The following is a 19,263-nucleotide window of genomic DNA, read 5'->3' as shown; positions in this document are numbered from 1 at the left end:
GCACCAGTCAGTGAATTCGGTCAACGAGACGGGGCTCTACGCCGAGCTGAACCAGCGGCTCGGCGTATCGCTGGCTGACGAACTACTGGAGCACGCCTTCACCCACCGTTCGTACGCCTACGAGAACGGTGGGTTGCCGACGAACGAGCGGCTGGAGTTCCTCGGGGACTCCGTGCTCGGGGTCATCGTCACGGAGTCGCTGTTCCGCAACCATCCGGACCTGTCCGAGGGTCGCCTGGCCAAGCTGCGGGCCGCGGTGGTCAACATGCGCGCGCTCGCCGGGGTCGCCCGCGACCTCAAGCTCGGCAAGTACCTGCGCCTGGGGCGTGGCGAGGAGGCCACCGGCGGCCGGGACAAGTCGTCGATCCTGGCCGACTGCGTCGAGGCGCTGATCGGTGCCGTCTACCTGGACCGTGGGTTCGAGGTGGCCGGCGCGGTCGTGCACACGCTGTTCGACGAGCTGATGGAGTCGTCGGCGCGGCTCGGCGCGGGCCTGGACTGGAAGACGTCGCTGCAGGAGCTGGTCGCCCAGCTCGGCGTCGGCGTCCCGGAGTACGTGATCGCCGAGTCCGGTCCCGACCACGCCAAGACCTTCGAGGCACGGGTCCGGATCGGCGCCGACACCTACGGGCACGGCATCGGCCGGAGCAAAAAGGAAGCCGAGCAGCAGGCCGCCGAAACGGCCTGGAAGGCACTGCGCGCGGCCCATCCCGACAGCATCGACCCGTCGCAACAGCCCTGAGGTGCCTGAGCTTCCTGAGGTAGAGGTCGTCCGCCGCGGACTCGCGGATTTCACCACCGGGCGGACGATCGACGCCGTCGAGGTGCTGCACCCGCGGCCGGTTCGCCGGCATCTGGCCGGTGCGGACGACTTCGTCGCCAAGCTCAAGGGCCAGACCTTCCGTACGCCGGCCCGGCGCGGCAAGTACCTGTGGCTCCCGCTGGAGTCGGGCGACGCCGTGCTGGCCCATCTCGGGATGAGCGGCCAGTTCCGCGTCCAGCCGATCGGTACGCCGGACGAGAAGCACCTGCGGATCCGGTTCCGGTTCGCCGACGACGGCGGAGAGGTCCGTTTTCTGGACCAGCGGATGTTCGGCGGCCTGTCGTACGCCGAGGGCGGCGCCGAGCTGCCCGCGGAGATCGCGCACATCGCCCGCGACCCGTTCGACCCGCTGTTCGACCTGGACGCGTTCGTGGCCGGGATCCGGCGCCGCAAGACCGGTCTGAAGCGCGCGTTGCTCGACCAGACACTGGTTTCCGGGATCGGCAACATCTACGCCGACGAGGCGTTGTGGCGGGCCAAGCTGCACTACGCCAAGGCCACCGAAACGCTGAAACCCCAACAGGCGAAGGAGATTCTCGGTCACGCCCGGGCGGTGATGGCCGAGGCGCTGGACGTCGGCGGGACCAGCTTCGACGCCTTGTACGTCAACGTGAACGGGGAATCGGGCTACTTCGAGCGCGGTCTGGCGGTCTACGGCCAGGAGGGTTCGCCGTGCCCCCGCGACGGCCGCCCGATCCGCCGCGAACCGTTCATGAACCGTTCCTCGTTCCGCTGCCCGAAGTGCCAGCCGGCACCGCGACACGCCCGGTGGTGAGCAGGATTCCGTGAATAACGGGGGCCCAGGTTGACCCTTGGCGTAGTGGGTGTCACCCTGAAAGACGGCACATCTTGTGAGAAGCGCTCCTCGGACCGGGGGCGCTACCGGCCGAAAAACCCTTCCGGAGGACAGCACAATGGCCAAGGCTCTTTTAGGGCATCTTGGAGGCACTGACCCGCGTCTGCTCGAGCAGGTTCGTCTGCTCAACCGGCGCGTCGCGGACCTGGAGGCGCACGTGATGCGGCTGCAGGCAGAGAACGACCACCTGGTCGCAGCCGTCCACGACGGTCGGCTGCTCACCGTGGACGAGGCGCTGAACACGCCGGCCACGGTCTGACCAGCGCGACAACTGGGCAGTCCAGCTGACCCGGGGCCGTCGGCCCCGGGAAGCATTGCACCGTCCGCACCACCAACGGCGGCGGCCCCGTGTGGGCCTCCGCCGGTTTCATGTCCGCGCGACGTAGACTCAGGAGCGGAACACCTTCCCCCGGGTAGCGGCAGCGTCACCGGCAGTTACGACGGTTCCAACGGATACCGTCTGTCCTTTCACGGGTTGGGAGCAAGGCTTTGTACCTGAAGAGCATGACGCTCCGGGGTTTCAAGTCGTTCGCCTCGGCGACGACGATGAACTTCGAACCAGGGATCACCTGCATCGTCGGCCCGAACGGCTCCGGCAAGTCCAACGTCGTCGACGCGCTCGCGTGGGTGATGGGCGAGCAGGGCGCGAAGTCGCTGCGCGGCGGCAAGATGGAGGACGTCATCTTCGCCGGCACCTCCGGCCGCAGCCCGCTGGGCCGCGCCGAGGTGGTGCTCACCATCGACAACACCGACGGCGCGCTGCCGATCGAGTTCGCCGAGGTGACGATCTCCCGGACGATGTTCCGCAACGGCGGCTCCGACTACCAGATCAACGGCCAGAACTGCCGGCTGCTCGACGTCCAGGAACTGCTCAGCGACTCCGGGATCGGCCGCGAGATGCACGTCATCGTCGGCCAGGGGCAGCTGGACTCGATCCTGCGCGCCACGCCCGAGGGCCGGCGGGGTTTCGTCGAGGAGGCGGCCGGCGTACTGAAGCACCGCAAGCGCAAGGAGAAGGCGCTGCGCAAGCTGGAGTCGACCGAGGGCAACGTGCACCGCCTCGGCGACCTGATCACCGAGATCCGCCGCCAGCTCAAGCCGCTCGGGCGCCAGGCGGAGGTGGCGCGCCGGGCCGTCACGATCCAGGCCGAGGTGCGCGACGGCCGGTCCCGGCTGCTCGCCGACGACATCGTCCAGGCCCAGTCCGCGCTCGAGGCCGAGCTCAAGGACGAGGCCGCGATGACCCAGCGCCGGGCCGAGATCGAGGCCCAGTTGCGCGAGGCCCGCGAGCTGGAGGCCGAGCTCGAGGAGGCGCTGCGCGAGGACGCGCCGGCGCTGCAGGCCGCGCAGGACACCTGGTACCAGCTGTCCCAGTTCAGCGAGCGGATCAAGGGCACCGCGCGGATCGCCGCGGACCGGATCCGGTCGCTCAACGACGAGGCCGAGGAGCCGCGGGCCGGCCGGGACCCCGAGGAGCTCGAACTCGAGGCGGCCCGGGTCCGCGAGACCGAGGCGCAGATCGAGGCCGAGGTCGAGGCACACTCCGAGCTGCTCGCCGAGGCGATCGAGCGCCGCCAGCAGCTGGAGGCCGAGCACGCCGAGGAGGAGCGCCGGATCGCGGCGCTGATCCGGGCGTCCGCCGACCGCCGCGAGGGTCTGGCCCGGCTGACCGGCCAGGTGAACGCGCTGAAGAGCCGCGCGGCCGCCGCCGAGTCCGAGATCGGCCGGCTCGCGGCCAACCAGCGTGAGGCCGAGCAGCGCGCCGCGAAGGCGCAGCACGACTTCACCGCACTGGAGACCCAGGTGGCCGGCCTCGACGCCGGTGAGAAGGGTCTGGACGACCAGTACGAAGCAGCCCAGAGCGTCCTGGACGAGATGGACGAGCGGCTCACCAAGCTGCGGGCCGAGGAGCGCGACGCCGAGCGGGAGCGGACCGGTCTGGCCGCCCGCAAGGAGGCGCTGGAGCTCGGTCTGAACCGCAAGGACGGCGCCGGCGCGCTGCTGGCCGCCTCCGAGCAGGTGACCGGGCTGATGGGGTCCGTGGCCGCGCTGCTGAGCGTGCGCGCCGGTTACGAGACCGCGATCGCCGCCGCCCTGGGCGAGGCCGCCGACGCGGTGGCCGTGACCCACACCGCCGCCGCGGTCGACGCGGTCGGGCACCTGAAGGAACACGATCTCGGCCGCGCCGGGATGCTGCTGGGCGACGCCCCGGCCGGTGACTACGAGTCCTGGCCGCCGCTGCCGTCCGGCGCGACGTACGCGGTCGAGGTGGTCGACTGCCCGGAGCAGCTGCGTCCGGCGTTGCACCGGATCCTGCGCAAGGTCGCGGTGGTGGACGACGTCGCCGCCGCGCAGTCCCTGGTCCAGCACTTGCCGGACGTGACCGCGACGACGCGGGCCGGCGACGTGCTCGGCGCCCACTTCGCGTACGGCGGCTCCGACGCGGCGCCCAGCCTGATCGAGGTCCAGTCAGCTGTCGACGAGGCCGCCGAAAAGCTGGTCGAGGCGACTGCTCGCAGCGAGCGGCTCCGGTTCGAGCTGGCGGCGCTGGAGCAGGAGCGGGCCCAGCAGAAGGAGCACGTCGAGATCACGCTGGCCCGGCTGCACGAGTCGGACGCGGCGATGGCGGCGGTGGCCGAGCAATTGGCCCAGTTCGGCTCGCTGGCGAAGGCTTCCCGTGGCGAGGCGCAGCGGATGGCCGAAGCGATCGCGGCCGCTGAGGAGGAGCGCGACCGGAACCTGTCCGGCCTGGCCGAGCTCGAGCAGCGGCTCAACGACGCCGAGATGTACGACGACGACGGCGGAGACGAGCCCGACCCGACCGAGCGCGACCGGCTGGCCGAAGCGGCCAAGGCCGGCCGGGCGGCCGAGATGGAGGCGCGGCTGGCGCTGCGGACCACCGAGGAGCGGGCCCGGGCGCTGTCCGGCCGGGCCGACTCGCTGGAGCGCGCGGCGCGGCAGGAGCGCGAGGCGCGGGCCCGGGCGGCTGCGCGGGCGACCCGTCGTGCACGGCAGTCCGAGGCGGCCCAGGCGGTTCACCTGGCGGCCGGGCACGTGCTGGCCCGCCTGGAGCACTCGCTGCAGCTGGCCGCCACCGAGCGGTCAGCCATCCAGGCGCAGCGTGCCGACCGCGAGCAGGCGCTGGCCCAGGCCAGGTCCGCCACCCGCAACCTGAGCTCCGACCTGGAGCAGCTGACCAACACCGTGCACCGGGACGCGCTGGCCCGCGCTCAGCAGAAGATGAAGCTGGAGCAGCTGTACGAGAAGGCGCTCAGCGAGCTGGGCACGGAGGTCGAGCCGCTGATCGCGGAGTACGGGCCGGACCAGTTGGTCCCGCCGCTGCCGCCGAAGGACGGCTCCGAGCCGGACCCGGATCAGGAGGGCGAGCCGTTCGACCGGGCCAAGGTCGAGAAGCGGCTCAAGCAGGCCGAGCGCGCGCTGAACCAGCTCGGCCGGATCAACCCGCTCGCGCTCGAGGAGTTCGAGGCGATGGAGGAGCGGCACCGGTTCCTGTCCGAGCAGCTGGACGACCTGAAGAAGTCCCGCCGCGACCTGATGGACATCGTCAAGGAGGTCGACGACCGGGTCGAGCAGGTTTTCACCGAGGCCTACCGCGACGTCGAGGTCGCCTTCGAGCACGTCTTCAGCCGGCTGTTCCCCGGCGGTGAGGGCCGGCTGGTGCTGACCGATCCCAGCGACATGCTGAGCACCGGCATCGATGTCGAGGCGCGCCCGCCGGGCAAGAAGGTCAAGCGGCTGTCGCTGCTGTCCGGTGGCGAGCGCTCGCTGGTCGCGGTCGCGTTCCTGGTCGCCCTGTTCAAGGCCCGCCCGTCGCCGTTCTACATCCTCGACGAGGTCGAGGCGGCGCTCGACGACACCAACCTCGGCCGCCTGCTGGAGATCTACGAGGAGCTGCGCGAGAACAGCCAGCTCCTGGTGATCACCCACCAGAAGCGCACGATGGAGGTCGCCGACGCCCTGTACGGCGTCACGATGCGCGGCGACGGCGTCTCGGCCGTCATCTCCCAACGCATCCGCGAGCCCGAACCGGCCTGATCCCTACTCCCCACCGAGCCCGTCACCGGCCGGCCCGTCGGACCCGCCGACCCGCGTGTCCCTGACGAAGCCGGCCAGACCGCGACGGAACCGGCCGATGCCGAACATCCCCGCCTCGGTCCACCACGCCGGATCGTCGCCGGTGGGCCCGTGCACCAGCTCCTGCCACCGCTCGCCGAGTCCGAAGACCAGCGCCCAGGGCAGTAGCCGGATCAGGTCATTGCGGGTGAGATCGTCGGTTGATGCTGAGCCGACGTACTGGGCGAAGCTCTGTACCTGCTCGGCTTGCCGGTGGCCCTCGGTAGTCAGCATCCCGTCCGACCAGCGCCAGAGGCGCCTCGCGGGCAGTCGCGCGTACCAGCTGTAGCTGGCGACTTGCTCGAACAGCGTCTGCCGCATCGCCGCGTGCGCAGCCTGCAGGTGCCGGGTCTCGGACCCTTCGCCACTCAGCTGCCGGGTCTCGCCGGGCCGGGGGACCGGGAACAACCCCTCGAGTAGGGCTCGATGGTGGCCGTGCGTCACCGCGGCGGGATCCAGCAGCACGAGCCGTTGGGGTGCACGGATAGGGTCCTCGATGCGCAGTGCGCCGAGACGGTGCAGCTCAACCAGCGTACCGGCGGTGTGCCGTAGTTCTGCGCGGGACTCGTGCAGGAGACCGGCCTCAGCCACAGCGAGCTTCGGCGGTGCCGGCAGGGGACGTCCCATGGCGACGACTGTACGGGGGCGACGGCCGGCGAGGTTGACTTGGTTGAGACGACCGGTCATATTTAACCTATGGCGCGACGGAGCATGCGTGAGGAGATCGTCGACGCGGCGTTGGCCCAGTTCCACGAGAAGGGGTTCAACGCGGCGGCGGTCAAGGACATCACCGATCGGGCGGGGGTGCCGAAGGGGTCGTTCTACAACCACTTCCCGAGCAAGGAAGCGCTCGCGATCGTGGCGCTCGAGCGGTACGGCGAGCAGCGGAGGCTGACCGACCTGGCCGATCCCGGGGTGCCGCCGGTGGAGCGGATCCGCAAGCACTTCGAGTTCCTGCGCGACGACGTGCTCGATCACGACATCACCCGCGGCTGCCTGCTGGGCAACTTCGGGACCGAGATCGTCGACCACAGCGACCCGATCCGGACCGCCGTGCACGAAGGTCTCGAGTACTGGAGCGGCCTGCTGGCCGGCGCGATCGCCGAGGGGCAGAAAGCCGGTGAGATCCGCGAAGACCTGCCGGCCGACCCGGCTGCGCGCTACCTGCTGAGCGCCTGGGAGGGCACGCTGATCCAGGCGCGCGCGGACAAGTCGCAGGCCGCCTTCGAGGTGTTCTTCGCGCTGACCTTCGACAGCCTGCTCAAGACCTGACCCAGCACTTCCCCGCCCCTCCAGCGAGGAGGGGCTTCCTTTTGACTGGAGTAAGATGACCGACCGTCTTAAAAGCTATCGCGCCGTGGAGGCGCTTGACGGCGTGTTCACCCTCGTCGACAAACCGCTCACCGAGCCCGGCGCCGGGCAGGTCCGGATCGCTGTCGAGGCGTGCGGGATCTGCCACAGTGACGAAGCCGGTGTGCACAACCTGATGGGTGTCTTGCCGCCGGGGACGCCGATCGTGCCGGGCCACGAGGTGGTCGGCCGGGTGGACGCCCTGGGCGAAGATGTCACCGGGTGGCAGGTCGGCGACCGGGTCGGCGTCGGCTTCCACGCCGGCCCGTGCGGGGTCTGCGCGAACTGCCGGCGCGGCGACTTCGTCTTCTGCACCGACCAGCCGATCGCCGGCGTCAGCATCGACGGCGGGTACGCCGAGTACATGACCACCCGGTCGAGCGGGCTGGTCGCCGTACCGGACGGCATCTCCGCGGCTGAGGCCGCGCCGCTGCTCTGCGCGGGCATCACCGTGTTCAACGGGCTGCGCAAGGGCAATGCCCGTCCGGGCGACCTGGTCGCGGTGCAGGGGATCGGCGGGCTCGGTCACCTGGCCATCCAGTACGCCGCCAAGCTCGGGCTGCGGGTGGTCGCGATCGCCCGCGGCGAGTCCAAGCGCGAGCTGGCACTGAAGCTCGGCGCGGACGAGTACATCGACAGCACGACGGTCGACCCCGCCGAGGCGCTGCAGAAGCTCGGTGGCGCCCGGGTGGTCGTCGCGACCGGCACCAGCGGCGCGGCGATCAGCAATCTGCTCGGCGGGCTGGCGTTGCACGGCCGGCTGATCGTGCTGGGCGCCACCAGCGACCCGATCGAGATCGGCAGGTCGGTGATCTTCTCGGATCTGACCGTTCAGGGATCGCTGACCGGCACCCCGAGCCAGAACGAGGAGAGCCTCGCCTTCAGCCTCGCGCACGACGTCCGGCCGATGGTCGAGACGGCGCCGCTCGAGCAGGCCGCCGCGGCGTACCAGCGGATGCTGTCCGGCGACGCGCGGTTCCGCATGGTCCTCACCACCAACCGATAAAAGGGGTTTTGCGTCATGAGCCAGTTGATTCTGAAGGCGATCGGCACCATCGAGGCGAACGTGGAACTGGTCGACTCACCCGACCTGAGCGTGGGGGCCGACGAGGCGCTGGTCCGCATCGAGGCGGCCGCGATCAACCCGGTCGACTTCATGCTCGCGGCCGGTACGTACGGCTACCAGGCGCAGGTCCCGTTCGCGCTGGGCACCGAGGGAGTCGGTCGTGTCGTTCGAACCGGCGACTCGGTCGGCGCGGAGCTGATCGGCCGCCGGGTGCTGATCCTGCCGAACTACCAGCAGGGCACCTGGGCCGACGAGGTGGTGGTCAAGGCGTCGAACCTGATCGCGCTGCCCGACGAGGGCGATCCGCTCCAGCTGGCGATGCTCGGCGTCAACCCGCTGACAGCGCACCTGCTGCTGACCGAGTTCGTCGACCTCCGGCCGGGTGACTGGATCGGTCAGAACCTCGGCAACTCCGCCGTCGGCCAGTACGTGATCGGTCTGGCCAAGCACCTCGGCCTGAAGACGGTCAGCGTCGTACGGCGGGAGGAGGCGGCCGCCAGGCTCCATGAGCTCGGCGCCGATCTGGTGGTCGTCGACGGTGACGACCTGGCCGGCCGGATCAAGCAGGCGCTGGACGGCGCCGAACTGAAGCTGGCGCTGGACGGCACCGGCGACTCCACGATCGGTGCGCTCGCGCAGGCCGTCGAGTACGGCGGCACGGTGGCCAGCTACTCCAGTGTGACCGGGCAGCCGCCGGCCGTCGGGCTGGGCGACTACGTCTACCGGCAGCTCTCCCTGCGGGGTCTGTGGATCGTCAATTGGCTGACCAACGCTCCGCGGGCCGAGCAGGAGAAGACCTACACCGAGCTGGCCGGGCTGATCGCTGCCGGAGTGCTCAGTGTGGAGGTGGCCGCGACGTACCCGCTGGCCGACTACCGGAAGGCGTGGCAGCACGCCCAGCAGGCCGGCCGGTCGGGCAAGGTGCTGTTCAGGCCGTGATGGTCATCGAGGCGACCTGGTCGCCCTGGACGTCGAAGGTGAAGTGGGACGGGCCGTTGAAGCCGTCGCCGCCGACCTGGGTGCGCAGGGTGATCGGGTTGCCCGGCGTGGCGACCGTCGTACCGGTGAAGGTGACGTTCTTGCCGATGAACTCCGCGTCGCTCCAGGAGCGGATCCGGTCCGGACCCTGGAACTTGCGGCCCCAGTCGTCGACGTAGCCCTCGGGCGCGAAGGCCGCGACGAAGGCGTCGGCGTCGAGCTGGTCGATGGCGTCCAGCGCGCGCCGGACGGCGGTCGGGATGTCGTTGCTCATGACGTGACGATAACCCCGTCGCCGTGGCTGCTGCGTCCGCCGAGCGGGCCGGATCGCCTATCGTACGAACGACCGCGAGCGTCGAGGCCGGGAGGACTGCGGTGAGCGAGCCGGACCGCAGTGCCGAGGCGCTGGTCCGTTCCCTGTACGCCGAGCACGGCCGCAGCCTGCTCGCGTACGCCACCCGGCTGACCGGCGACCAGACCGCAGCCGAGGACGTCGTCCAGGAGACCCTGCTGCGGGCCTGGAAGCACGCCGGCGATCTGGTCGAGGGCAAGGGATCGGTCCGGGGCTGGCTGCTGACCGTGGCGCGCAACATCGTCACCGACCGGGCCCGGGCGCGCGCTGTCCGGCCCGCCGAGGTCGGTGAGGTCGAGGACCACCCACCGGTCGAGCGGGATCACTCCGACTCGGTCGTGAACAGCATGGTCGTCCTGGACGCGCTGGACCAGGTGACTCCGGAGCATCGTGAGGTCCTGGTGGAGCTGTACTACCGGGGCAGAACCGTCACCGAGGCCGCCCAGGAGCTGGGGCTCCCGCCCGGTACCGTGAAGTCGAGATCGTATTACGCCCTCCGAGCGCTGCGAAGCGTGCTGGGCGGAGCCGGAGCGGAGGTGGCCCGATGAGTACGAACGACGCTGGGCACGACCGCTCCCAGCTGGGTGCGTACGCGCTGGGCGCGCTGGAGCCGGACGAGGCCCGCGAGGTCGAGCTGCACCTGGCCGGCTGCGCCGAGTGCCGCACGGAGGTGGCCGAGCTCGAGGAGATGAAGCAGTTCCTCGACGAGATCCCACCGGAGGCGTTCCTGGACGGTCCGCCGGCCGACGGCGACCTGTTGCTGCAGCGGACGCTGCGCGCGGCTCGTGAGGCTGCTGTGGAGCCGGCGACCGTCGCCCCGGCTGCGTCGATGCCTCCGCGCAGGTCGCGATGGCTGCTGGCCGCCGCGGCGGCGGTGGTCGTCGCCGGAGCGCTCGGTGGTGGCGTGGTGATCGGACGTCAGTCTGTCGACCAGGCGGTCTACGAAGAGACGCCGGCCGGATCGAAGCAGGCCACCGCGACGGATGCGGTCACCGGTACGACGATGGCGACGACCGTGCAGCCACGGGGCAGCTGGAGCTGGGTCGTGGTCGACCTGAAAGGCCTGAAGACGGGTGCCGAGTGCCAGTTGCTCGTCACTGACACCTCGGGCAAGACCTGGGTCGCCGGGAGCTGGGTCGTGTCGGAGAGAGCCGCTCGGGACGGGGCCCGGTTCAGCGGGGGAGTGCTGGTGCCGCCGGACCGGGTGGGTTCGGTGGAGATCCGGACAGTGCAGGGGGAGCGCGTCGTCACCACCCAGCTCTGAAACCCGGTTGCCGGACGGGAGAGGATGGACGCGTGGCTGATTCCTCCGACGACCTGAAGGCACGCCGCAAGGCCGCTGCTGCCGAGTCCACTCGCTGGCTGACCGGCCGCCGGCCGTCCGTGGCGGACACGCTCCGCAGGCTGGCCGACTTGGCGACCGACGAACAGCGTGACGGCTACGGCGAAGGCGGCGAGGTCGCGCAGCTGGAGTCGGAGGTCGCGGAGCTGCTGGGCAAGCCGGCGGCGGTGTTCATGCCGACCGGGATCGCCGCGCAGCAGAGTGTGTTGCGGGTCTTCGCCGACCGGGCCGGGACGCAACGGGTCGCCGTCCACGGGCTGTCGCACCTCTTGTTGCACGAGCTCAACGCGCTGGAAGAGGTGCACCGGCTGCGGATCGAGCGGCTCACCTCCGAGCCGCGGCAGCCGCGGCCGGACGAGCTGGCCGCCATCCCGGGCTCGCTGGCAGCCGTAACGCTGGAGCTGCCGTTGCGCGACGGCGGCTTCGTCCTGCCGACGTGGGACGAGCTGGTCATCTTCACCGAGGCCTGCGCGGCACGCGGCGTACCGCTCCACCTCGACGGTGCCCGGTTGTGGGAGAGCACGCCGTACCTCGGGCACAGCCTGGCCGAGGTGGCTGCGCTGGCTTCGACGGTCTACGTCTCGTTCTACAAGGGTCTGGGCGGTCTGAGTGGAGCCGCGGTCGCCGGACCGGCCGACGTGATCGCCGAGGTACGCCGCTGGCAACGCCGGCTCGGCGCCAACCCCTACACCCTCTTCCCGTACGCCGTCGCGGCGCGCGAAGGCCTGCGCTCGGTCCTGCCGCTGATGGGCGACTTGCACGACCGCGCGGTCGAGCTGGCCGTCGCGCTGCAGGCCGCGGGATATCGGGTGTTCCCCGAGCCGCCGCACACGAATTCGTTCCGGCTCTACGCGCCGCGACCGGCCGGCAAGATGGAGCGCGCGGCCGTTCGCCGGATGGAGGCGACCCGCGAGTCGCTGACCTACGCCTGGCGGCCGGCCGACGTCCCGGGCTGGTCGTGGACGGAGCTGGTGGTGACTCCCGACACGTTGGCCTGGCCGGTCGACGAGGTGGCCAAGGCTTTCGGGGAACTTCTGGGAGACTGAGGGCGTATCACCTGTGAGGTTGTTCGTATCAAGGCGGGGAGAGTAGTCGTCACGTGCTGACGTTCGTGTTCACCATGGTCATCTTGCTGGTTCTTTCGGGCCTCGTACTGCTCGCTGTCGCGCGCGGTGAGGGTCGGCACTTCGGGTAGTCGGGGGAGCGGGGTCGTTGCTTCGAGCAACGGCCCCGGTTCACTGCAGGGCGTCGGCCAGTGCCTTCAGAACGGGTGCGGCGACGGTGATGGTGGGCAGGACGAGCAGTGCGACGGCCGCCGTGTAGGTGGCCGCCGAGAGCACGGGGTGGCGCGGTTCGGGATCGGCCAGGCGCTGGACCCTGAGCACCGTGGACGACTTGGCCGCGGCCAGACCTGCCGCAGGAGCCGGTGAACCGGCCAGAGCGACCAGCGCGCGGGCCAGTGGCAGCGGACCGTTGCGGCGACGGGCGTCGTCGTCGGCGAGCAGCTCGACCAGCGTGCGTGCCTGCTCCAGTGCCACGTCGCTGCGGACCCAGCGCGGGAAAGCCATGTGCAACGCCGTGAACGCCTCCAGTACCAGGTCGTGCCTGGCGCGGAGGTGCGCTTGCTCATGCGCGAGTACGGCGCGCAGTTCGCTGTCGTCGAGCCGGTCGAGTGCGCCCACCGAGACGACGACCCGGGCACCGCGGATCGCCGGGAGGCAGTAGGCGAGCGGAGTCTCCTCGGCCAGGACGCGCAGGCCAGGAATCAGGCCGTCCGGTGTGGCCAGGACGTCGACCAGGTCGCGGTGGCGCTTGCGGCGAGCCCGCGTGCCAACGGCGACGCGGCCGGCGGCGTACAGGAGTCTGATGGCGACCAGTGCCGTCAGTGCAAGGACTGCCGCCGCGGCCAGGTCGCGTGGTGACGACGGGTCGAAGCGTGGTTCGCCAGGCTGTCCTGCGGTCGAGTACGACAGGGAGATGCCCGCGCCGAGCGCGGCCAGGATGGCGGCGATCGCCAGGGCCTGCCAGAGCGCGACTGCTGCCCGCGGGATGCGGTAAGGCCAGCTGGAGCGAGCCAGCAGAGCCGGTGCCGGCCCGGTCAGCACCAGAGCCAGTGCCGCGAGCAGGATCGGCGTGATCACCCGTCCAGCGCCTCGAGCCTGCTCAGGGCTTCGCGGAGCAGCGCCGCCTCCTCGGTGGAGACCTGGCCGACGAACCGGACCAGCGCCTCGCGACGGTCGCCCGCCTGGTCGAGGGCGTCGCGCATCAGGTCGGCGGCGAGGTCGGCGCGCGGTGCGGCGGCCCGGTAGCGCCAGGCCTTGCCGTCGCGCTCGCGCTCGGTCAGCTTCTTCTTGGCCAGCCGGTCGAGCACCGTCATCACGGTCGTGTAGGCCAGCTCGCGGGTCAGCGACAGCCGCTCGTGGACCTCCCGCACGGTGAGTGCCGCGTCGGCCGCCCAGAGCTGCTCCATCACCACGCGCTCGAGCTCGCCGAGCGGTCGCGCTGCCTTCGGGTCGGTGGTCACGTGACCAGTATAACTACAGCTTGTAGTAGATCTCCGGCGGTATCTACTACGCCGCGTCGTAGATCTGCGCTAGCATCTACTACGTAACGTCGTAGATCGCCCGGGAGGGCTGATGGACACGCTCGATCTGGCCCGCTGGCAGTTCGCGATCACCACCGTCTACCACTTCTTCTTCGTGCCGGTGACGATCTCGCTGGTCGCGATCACGGCCGGCCTGCAGACCGCGTGGTACCGGACCGGCAAGGACAAGTACCTGCGGCTGACGAAGTTCTACGGCAAGCTCTTCCTGATCAACATCGCGATGGGTGTGGTCACCGGGCTGGTCCAGGAGTTCCAGTTCGGGATGAACTGGAGCGACTACTCGCGCTTCGTCGGGGACGTGTTCGGTGCTCCGCTGGCGCTGGAGGGTTTGCTCGCGTTTTTCGTCGAGTCGACGTTCATCGGGCTGTGGATCTTCGGCTGGGACCGGTTGCCGAAGAAGGTGCACCTGGCCTGCATCTGGATGGTCGTGCTCGGCACGCAACTGTCGGCGTACTTCATCCTGGCGGCCAACTCCTGGATGCAGAACCCGGTCGGCTTTCGCTACAACGCCGAGCGCGGGCGGGCCGAGCTGACCGACATCTGGGCGGTGCTGACCAACAAGGTCGTGCTGGTCACCTTCCCGCACACGATCTTCGCCGCCTTCATGGTCGGTGGCGCGTTCGTCGCCGGGGTCGCGATCTGGCACCTGGTTCGCCGGCCGGGCGTCGACACCGGCGCGTTCCGGACCGCGCTGCGGCTGGGCGCGGTGATCGTGGTCGTCGCCGGGGCCGGGGTGGCGCTGAGCGGTGACCAGCAGGGCAAGGTGATGACCGAGGTGCAGCCGATGAAGATGGCGGCGGCCGAGGCGCTGTACGAGTCGGAGAAGCCGGCGTCGTTCTCGGTGTTCACGATCGGCACGCTGGACGGGTCGCGGGAGATCTTCTCGGTGAAGGTGCCCTATCTGCTGTCCTTCCTGGCCACCGGACATTTCGACAGCGAGGTGCAGGGCATCAACAACCTGCAGCAGGCCTACGAGAAGCTCTACGGACCCGGCTCCTACAACCCGAACGTCCCGCTGACCTACTGGACCTTCCGGCTGATGATCGGCGTGGGCATGGCGGCGGTGGGCCTCGCGGTCCTGCTGCTGTGGCTGACCAGGCGTGGCCGGGAGCCGCACCGGCTGCTGATCTGGCTGGCCTTGCCGCTGCCCCTGCTGCCCCTGGTCGCAAACGTCTTCGGCTGGGTGTTCACCGAGACCGGCCGGCAGCCGTGGCTGGTGTTCGGGCTGCTACCGACGTCGGCCGGTGTCTCGCCGGGGACGACCAGCGGCGAGGTGCTGACCAGTCTGCTCGGCTTCACCCTCCTGTACGGCGTACTGGCGGTGGTCGAGGTGAAGCTGATGTTCAAGTCGATCCGCGCGGGACTGCCCGGGGCCGCCGGGACGCCGGGTGATCCGACCCGGCCGGACTCCGGCGACGACGGCTCGGCCGAGGCCGAGGCCGACGCCAAGCCGCTGTCGTTCGCGTACTGAGGGGAATGACGATGGAGCTGACAACGGTCTGGTTCGTGCTGATCGCGTTCCTGTGGATCGGGTACTTCGTGCTGGAGGGCTTCGACTTCGGGGTCGGCATCCTGCTGCGGGTGCTCGGCCGCGACGAGCCCGAGCGGCGGGCGCTGGTGACGACCATCGGGCCGGTCTGGGACGGCAACGAGGTCTGGCTGATCGTGGCCGCCGGGGCGACCTTCGCGGCCTTCCCGGAGTGGTACGCGACGCTGTTCAGCGGGTTCTACCTGCCGCTGTTCGCGATCCTGGTCGCGCTGATCGTGCGCGGGGTCGCGCTGGAGTACCGGGGCAAGCGCGACGACCTGCCCTGGCGGTCCCGGATGGACACGATGATCGCCGTCGGGTCGCTGCTGCCCGCGCTGCTGTGGGGCATCACCTTCGCCAACCTGCTCCGCGGCGTCCCGCTCGACGCATCGTACGAGTACGTCGGCAGTCTGGGCGACCTGCTGAGTCCCTTCGCGTTGCTGGGCGGTCTGACGTTCACGGCTGTCTTCGTCGCCCACGGCGCGATCTTCCTGGCGCTGCGGACGACGGACGAGCTGCGCGACCGGGCCAACCGGATGGCTGGGTTGAGCGGGCTGGTGGCGGCCATACTCGCCGGCGGGTTCCTGGCGTGGGCCCAGCAGATCCGCGGAGACAGGTGGTCGCTGCTGATCGCCGGACTGGCCGTGCTGTCGCTGCTGGGTGGACTGGTGGCCAACAGGTTCCGCCGGGAAGGCTGGGCCTTTGCGGGGACGGCACTGGCGATCGCTCTGGCGGTGACGTCGCTGTTCGTCGCCATGTTCCCCGCGGTGATGCCGTCGACGCTCGACCCGGAGTCGACGCTGACCACCGTGGCGGCGGCGTCCACGCCGTACACGTTGAAGATCCTGACGGTGATCGCGGCGATCTTCACGCCACTGGTGATGCTCTACCAGGGCTGGACGTACTGGGTGTTCCGCAAGCGGGTCATGGTCGAGCCTCCGGTCGCTGTCCCGTCCGGCGCCGGCTCATGAAGCCGCTCGACCCGCGGTTGCTGCGCCGGGCCGAAGCGGCCCGGTGGTTCCTGGCCGGGTCGGTGGCGATCGGCGTGGCCACCGGTGCGCTGGTGATCGTCCAGGCCGTGCTGCTCGCTCGCGGGATTTCGGACGTCGTACTGCGGGGTGCGGGCGTCGGGACCATTGCCTGGTTGCTCGCGGCGGTGGTGGCCGCTCGTGCCGCACTGGCGTGGCTGCAGGAGGTTGTCGCCCAGCGGGCGGCAGCTGCGGTGAAGTCGACGCTGCGGCGGCAGGTGCTGGAGCACTCGCTCAAACTGGGGCCTGCCTGGCTGAGTAGCGAGCGGAGCAGCCAGCTGACCACCCTGCTGACCAAGGGACTCGACGACCTCGACCCGTACTTCGCGCGATACCTGCCGCAGTTGGTGCTGGCGGCAACTGTGCCGGCCGGAGTCGTCGGCTGGATGGCGACCGGTGACCTGATCGCCGCGGCGACCGTGGTGGTGACGCTGCCGCTGATCCCGTTGTTCATGGCGCTGGTCGGCTGGGCCACGCAGGCCTACAGTCGGCGGCGGCAGCGGGCGCTCGCCGTACTGGCTCACCACTTCTCGGACGTGGTGTCCGGGCTGGCCACGCTCAAGCTCTTCGGTCGCGCCAAAGGCCAGGCCGAGTCGGTACGCCGGGTGACCGAGGAGCACCGGGTCGCGTCGATGGCGAGTCTGCGGCTGGCCTTCCTCTCGTCGTTCGTGCTGGAGCTGCTGGCGAGCATCTCGGTCGCGCTGGTCGCGGTCGGAGTCGGACTGCGGCTGGTGGAGGGCCGGATGGGGCTGGAGACCGCATTGCTGGTGCTGATCCTGGCGCCGGAGGCGTACCTGCCGTTGCGGCAGGTCGGGGCGCAGTTCCACGCCAGTGCGGACGGCGTCGCGGCGAGCGAAGAGGTCTTCCGGGTGCTGGAGACGCCGCTGCCGGCGCAGGGCGAGCGGACCGACGTACCGGATCTGCGGTCGACCGGGCTGCACCTGCACGACGTGACCGTGCGCTACCCGGATCGCGAGCAGGCTGCGCTCGACGGGTTCGACCTGGATGTCTGGCCTGGGGAGGTGGTCGCTCTGACCGGGCCCAGTGGAGCCGGCAAGTCCACTGTGCTGGCGGTGATCCTCGGGTTCGTCGTACCGGAGTCCGGGGTGGTCGTCGCTGGTGGCAGTGCGGCGGACGAGTTCGACGCCGGGCTGTGGCGTCGGCAGTTCGGCTGGGTGCCGCAGCGGCCGGGACTGCGGGTGGGCAGCATCGCGGAGAACGTGCGGCTCGGGCGTCCTGATGCGACGGACCAGGAGGTCCGCAAAGCGTTGGACACAGCCGGCGCTGCGGAGCTGGAGTTGGAGACGCCGGTGGGAGAGCAGGGCCAGTTGCTGTCGGGCGGACAGCGCCGGCGGGTCGCGTTGGCGCGGGCGCTGGTCACCGATGCGCCGGTGCTGCTGCTGGACGAGCCCACCGCGGGGCTGGATCCGGTGGCCGAGGCAGCGGTGGTCGCCGGGCTGCGGGCGACTGGGAAGACGGTCCTGCTGGTCGCTCACCGGCCGGCGCTGATGGACGCGGCTGATCGAGTGGTCTCGGTGTCCAGAAAGTTGGTGACGGTATGAGCGTCCTCGCGCTGGTGATGCCGCAACGAGGGGTGCGGCCACGGCTGCTGCTCGCCGTACTGGCTGGAGTGCTGGCGTCGGGTACGGCGGTCGGCCTGCTGGCCACCTCCGCATGGCTGATCACGAAGGCGTCCGCCGAGCCGCCGGTGCTCACGCTCCTGGTGGCGATCGTGGCCGTGCGCGCCTTCGGAGTCGGCCGCGGCGTCTTCCGGTACGTCGAACGACTGGCCGGCCACGACGCGGCGTACCGGGTGCTGGGGGACACGCGGGCGCGGATCACCGAGCGGCTGGAGCCCCTGGCGCCGGCCGGGCTGGCGTCGACCCGGAGCGGGGATCTCCTGGCGCGGCTGGTGCTGGACATCGACGCGGTGCTCGACCTGTGGCTGCGGGTACTGCTGCCGGTCCTGGTCGCGGCGGTGACGGGTGCGGCGACGGTTGGACTGCTCGTACTGCTGCTGCCCGTGGCGGGTGCCGCGGTTGCTGTCGCGGTGGTGGTCGCCTGCACGGTCGTGCCGTGGCTGACCGCCGCCAGTGCGCGGCGGGCCGAGCGGATGATGGCAGGAGCTCGCGGGGACGTGGCGGCTGCCGCAACCGAGAACCTGCAGACGGCGGCCGACGTACTGGCGTTCGATGCGGTGGACGACGTGCTGGCGACGTTCGAGGCGGCCGACCGACGGCTGGCCGCGGCGCAGCGGCAGTCTGCTTGGAGCGCGGGACTAGGCGGTGCGCTGCTGGTGATCTGCGTGGGAGCGGCGTGCATCGCCGGGCTGGTTCTCGGCACTGGGGAGTCGGGGCCGGTCTACGCCGTGCTGGTGCTGACGCCGTTGGCGCTGGCCGACGTACTGGGTGGCATCCCGGTCGCCGCACAGCTCGCCATTCGGGTCCGAGGGTCGCTGCAACGCGTCGAGGACTTGCTGAGTACGCCGGTGCCGGTTGCCGAGCCGGAGAACGCGCTGCCGCTACCGGAAGGCAGCGCGCTGCAGATCCACGGCCTGCGGGTCGGCTACGGGCCGGACGACGTGCTGCGCGGGCTGGACCTGGATCTGCCCGCCGGCAGTCGCGTCGTGATCACCGGTCCGAGCGGCTCGGGCAAGAGCACCTTGGCCGCCGTGCTGCTGCGCTTCCTGGAGCCGCGAGCCGGTGAGGTGCTTCTCGACGGCACCGACGTACGGCGGCTCGACGGCGACCAGGTGCGCTCGAGGATCGGGCTGCTGACCCAGGAGAGCTACGTGTTCGACACGAGCATTCGGGAGAACCTCCTGCTCGCCAAGCCCGGTGCCAGCGACCTGCAGCTGTGGAACGCGCTCTACCGGGCCCGGCTCGGCGACTTCGTGCACGGCCTGCCGCGCGGGCTCGACACGATGGTGGGGGAGCACGGTGCCCGTCTGTCCGGTGGCGAGCGGCAGCGGCTCGCGTTCGCCCGGCTGCTGCTGGCCGACCACGACGTGCTCGTGCTGGACGAGCCGACCGAACACCTGGACGAGGAGACGGCGCAGAACCTGCTGAGCGACCTGTTCCGCGCCGCGGGGCACCGGACCGTCGTACTGCTCACTCACCGCCCGGAACTGGCGCCTGACCCAACGCGACCGATCATCGATCTGGCATGAGCATCTGCCAAGATGGGGAATCGTGTTGACTC

At 70.5% G+C, this 19,263-nt stretch carries 18 protein-coding genes; 14 read left to right on the top strand and 4 right to left on the bottom strand.

The window, feature by feature from the left end; all coding sequences use genetic code 11:
- Positions 1-10 precede the first annotated feature (10 nt).
- From rnc to smc, 4 genes are all read left to right on the top strand, one after another.
- Positions 11-742, top strand: a complete 732-nt coding sequence (gene rnc, locus BWI15_RS03230; RefSeq protein WP_077012765.1) for a ribonuclease III — start codon at positions 11-13, stop codon at positions 740-742.
- Position 743: 1 nt separating this feature from the next.
- A complete protein-coding gene (gene mutM, locus BWI15_RS03225; RefSeq protein ID WP_077012764.1) occupies positions 744-1,598 on the top strand; it encodes a bifunctional DNA-formamidopyrimidine glycosylase/DNA-(apurinic or apyrimidinic site) lyase in 855 nt (284 codons plus the stop codon).
- Between the two features lie 139 nt (positions 1,599-1,737).
- A complete protein-coding gene (locus BWI15_RS03220) occupies positions 1,738-1,938 on the top strand; it encodes a hypothetical protein (RefSeq protein ID WP_012922372.1) in 201 nt (66 codons plus the stop codon).
- A gap of 245 nt (positions 1,939-2,183) precedes the next feature.
- Positions 2,184-5,735 (top strand): chromosome segregation protein SMC, encoded by a 3,552-nt coding sequence (gene smc, locus BWI15_RS03215; RefSeq protein ID WP_083750537.1) that lies wholly within the window; start codon positions 2,184-2,186, stop codon positions 5,733-5,735.
- A gap of 3 nt (positions 5,736-5,738) precedes the next feature.
- On the opposite strand, the gene BWI15_RS03210 is transcribed toward smc, so the two are convergent.
- Positions 5,739-6,440: a DUF2207 domain-containing protein gene (locus tag BWI15_RS03210; protein ID WP_143465383.1), complete on the bottom strand. Its 702-nt coding sequence runs from the start codon at positions 6,438-6,440 to the stop codon at positions 5,739-5,741.
- 69 nt (positions 6,441-6,509) lie between these two features.
- Here BWI15_RS03210 and BWI15_RS03205 point away from each other — a divergent pair, with 69 nt between their 5' ends.
- From BWI15_RS03205 to BWI15_RS03195, 3 genes are read left to right on the top strand one after another with little or no spacing between them, the layout of a single operon-like run.
- A complete protein-coding gene (locus BWI15_RS03205) occupies positions 6,510-7,085 on the top strand; it encodes a TetR/AcrR family transcriptional regulator (RefSeq protein ID WP_077012761.1) in 576 nt (191 codons plus the stop codon).
- Positions 7,086-7,140: 55 nt separating this feature from the next.
- Complete coding sequence (locus tag BWI15_RS03200) at positions 7,141-8,169, top strand: alcohol dehydrogenase (RefSeq protein WP_077012760.1); 1,029 nt, start codon at positions 7,141-7,143, stop codon at positions 8,167-8,169.
- Between the two features lie 15 nt (positions 8,170-8,184).
- A complete protein-coding gene (locus BWI15_RS03195; RefSeq protein ID WP_077012759.1) occupies positions 8,185-9,168 on the top strand; it encodes a zinc-dependent alcohol dehydrogenase family protein in 984 nt (327 codons plus the stop codon).
- Here the strand turns inward: BWI15_RS03195 and BWI15_RS03190 are convergent.
- Positions 9,158-9,481 (bottom strand): nuclear transport factor 2 family protein, encoded by a 324-nt coding sequence (locus tag BWI15_RS03190; protein WP_077012758.1) that lies wholly within the window; start codon positions 9,479-9,481, stop codon positions 9,158-9,160. The genes BWI15_RS03195 and BWI15_RS03190 overlap by 11 nt on opposite strands.
- Before the next feature lie 101 nt (positions 9,482-9,582).
- Between BWI15_RS03190 and BWI15_RS03185 the strand changes: the two genes are divergently transcribed.
- The 3 genes from BWI15_RS03185 to BWI15_RS03175 are packed head-to-tail and all read left to right on the top strand — an operon-like array spanning position 9,583 to position 11,947.
- On the top strand, positions 9,583-10,107 hold the full coding sequence (locus tag BWI15_RS03185; protein WP_077012757.1) for a sigma-70 family RNA polymerase sigma factor: 525 nt from the start codon (positions 9,583-9,585) through the stop codon (positions 10,105-10,107).
- Positions 10,104-10,823, top strand: coding sequence for a zf-HC2 domain-containing protein (locus BWI15_RS03180; RefSeq protein ID WP_077012756.1), 720 nt, complete (start codon positions 10,104-10,106; stop codon positions 10,821-10,823). Before BWI15_RS03185 ends, BWI15_RS03180 begins: the two co-directional genes overlap by 4 nt.
- Before the next feature lie 32 nt (positions 10,824-10,855).
- The gene (locus tag BWI15_RS03175; RefSeq protein ID WP_083750536.1) at positions 10,856-11,947 is read left to right on the top strand and encodes a threonine aldolase family protein; all 1,092 of its coding nucleotides are present in this window, start codon (positions 10,856-10,858) and stop codon (positions 11,945-11,947) included.
- Between the two features lie 189 nt (positions 11,948-12,136).
- On the opposite strand, the gene BWI15_RS03170 is transcribed toward BWI15_RS03175, so the two are convergent.
- Both BWI15_RS03170 and BWI15_RS03165 read right to left on the bottom strand, forming a co-directional pair.
- A complete protein-coding gene (locus BWI15_RS03170) occupies positions 12,137-13,042 on the bottom strand; it encodes a M56 family metallopeptidase (protein ID WP_077012754.1) in 906 nt (301 codons plus the stop codon).
- Positions 13,039-13,425: a BlaI/MecI/CopY family transcriptional regulator gene (locus BWI15_RS03165; RefSeq protein WP_077012753.1), complete on the bottom strand. Its 387-nt coding sequence runs from the start codon at positions 13,423-13,425 to the stop codon at positions 13,039-13,041. The genes BWI15_RS03170 and BWI15_RS03165 overlap by 4 nt, the downstream gene beginning before the upstream one ends.
- Positions 13,426-13,537: 112 nt before the next feature.
- Here BWI15_RS03165 and BWI15_RS03160 point away from each other — a divergent pair, with 112 nt between their 5' ends.
- The 4 genes from BWI15_RS03160 to cydC are packed head-to-tail and all read left to right on the top strand — an operon-like array spanning position 13,538 to position 19,231.
- Positions 13,538-14,977 carry a cytochrome ubiquinol oxidase subunit I gene (locus BWI15_RS03160; RefSeq protein WP_077012752.1) on the top strand — a complete coding sequence of 480 codons (1,440 nt, stop codon included), beginning with the start codon at positions 13,538-13,540 and terminating at the stop codon, positions 14,975-14,977.
- Between the two features lie 11 nt (positions 14,978-14,988).
- Positions 14,989-16,005, top strand: coding sequence for a cytochrome d ubiquinol oxidase subunit II (cydB, locus tag BWI15_RS03155; RefSeq protein ID WP_077012905.1), 1,017 nt, complete (start codon positions 14,989-14,991; stop codon positions 16,003-16,005).
- Complete coding sequence (cydD, locus tag BWI15_RS03150) at positions 16,002-17,624, top strand: thiol reductant ABC exporter subunit CydD (protein ID WP_077012751.1); 1,623 nt, start codon at positions 16,002-16,004, stop codon at positions 17,622-17,624. Before cydB ends, cydD begins: the two co-directional genes overlap by 4 nt.
- Positions 17,621-19,231 carry a thiol reductant ABC exporter subunit CydC gene (cydC, locus tag BWI15_RS03145; RefSeq protein ID WP_077012750.1) on the top strand — a complete coding sequence of 537 codons (1,611 nt, stop codon included), beginning with the start codon at positions 17,621-17,623 and terminating at the stop codon, positions 19,229-19,231. Before cydD ends, cydC begins: the two co-directional genes overlap by 4 nt.
- Positions 19,232-19,263 lie beyond the last annotated feature (32 nt).

Origin of the sequence: Kribbella sp. ALI-6-A (assembly GCF_001984195.1) — a bacterium.
GTDB lineage: Bacteria > Actinomycetota > Actinomycetes > Propionibacteriales > Kribbellaceae > Kribbella.
Note: the sequence above shows the minus strand (reverse complement) of the source record. Positions and strands in the feature narration are given on the sequence as shown.

Coding starts and splice junctions, on each gene's coding strand:
- BWI15_RS03220 (WP_012922372.1), top strand. CDS start 1,738: ATGGCCAAGGCTCTTTTAGGGCATCTTGGAGGCACTGACCCGCGTCTG.
- smc (WP_083750537.1), top strand. CDS start 2,184: ATGACGCTCCGGGGTTTCAAGTCGTTCGCCTCGGCGACGACGATGAAC.
- BWI15_RS03210 (WP_143465383.1), bottom strand. CDS start 6,440: ATGGGACGTCCCCTGCCGGCACCGCCGAAGCTCGCTGTGGCTGAGGCC.
- BWI15_RS03205 (WP_077012761.1), top strand. CDS start 6,510: ATGGCGCGACGGAGCATGCGTGAGGAGATCGTCGACGCGGCGTTGGCC.
- BWI15_RS03200 (WP_077012760.1), top strand. CDS start 7,141: ATGACCGACCGTCTTAAAAGCTATCGCGCCGTGGAGGCGCTTGACGGC.
- BWI15_RS03195 (WP_077012759.1), top strand. CDS start 8,185: ATGAGCCAGTTGATTCTGAAGGCGATCGGCACCATCGAGGCGAACGTG.
- BWI15_RS03190 (WP_077012758.1), bottom strand. CDS start 9,481: ATGAGCAACGACATCCCGACCGCCGTCCGGCGCGCGCTGGACGCCATC.
- BWI15_RS03180 (WP_077012756.1), top strand. CDS start 10,104: ATGAGTACGAACGACGCTGGGCACGACCGCTCCCAGCTGGGTGCGTAC.
- BWI15_RS03160 (WP_077012752.1), top strand. CDS start 13,538: ATGGACACGCTCGATCTGGCCCGCTGGCAGTTCGCGATCACCACCGTC.
- cydB (WP_077012905.1), top strand. CDS start 14,989: ATGGAGCTGACAACGGTCTGGTTCGTGCTGATCGCGTTCCTGTGGATC.
- cydD (WP_077012751.1), top strand. CDS start 16,002: ATGAAGCCGCTCGACCCGCGGTTGCTGCGCCGGGCCGAAGCGGCCCGG.
- cydC (WP_077012750.1), top strand. CDS start 17,621: ATGAGCGTCCTCGCGCTGGTGATGCCGCAACGAGGGGTGCGGCCACGG.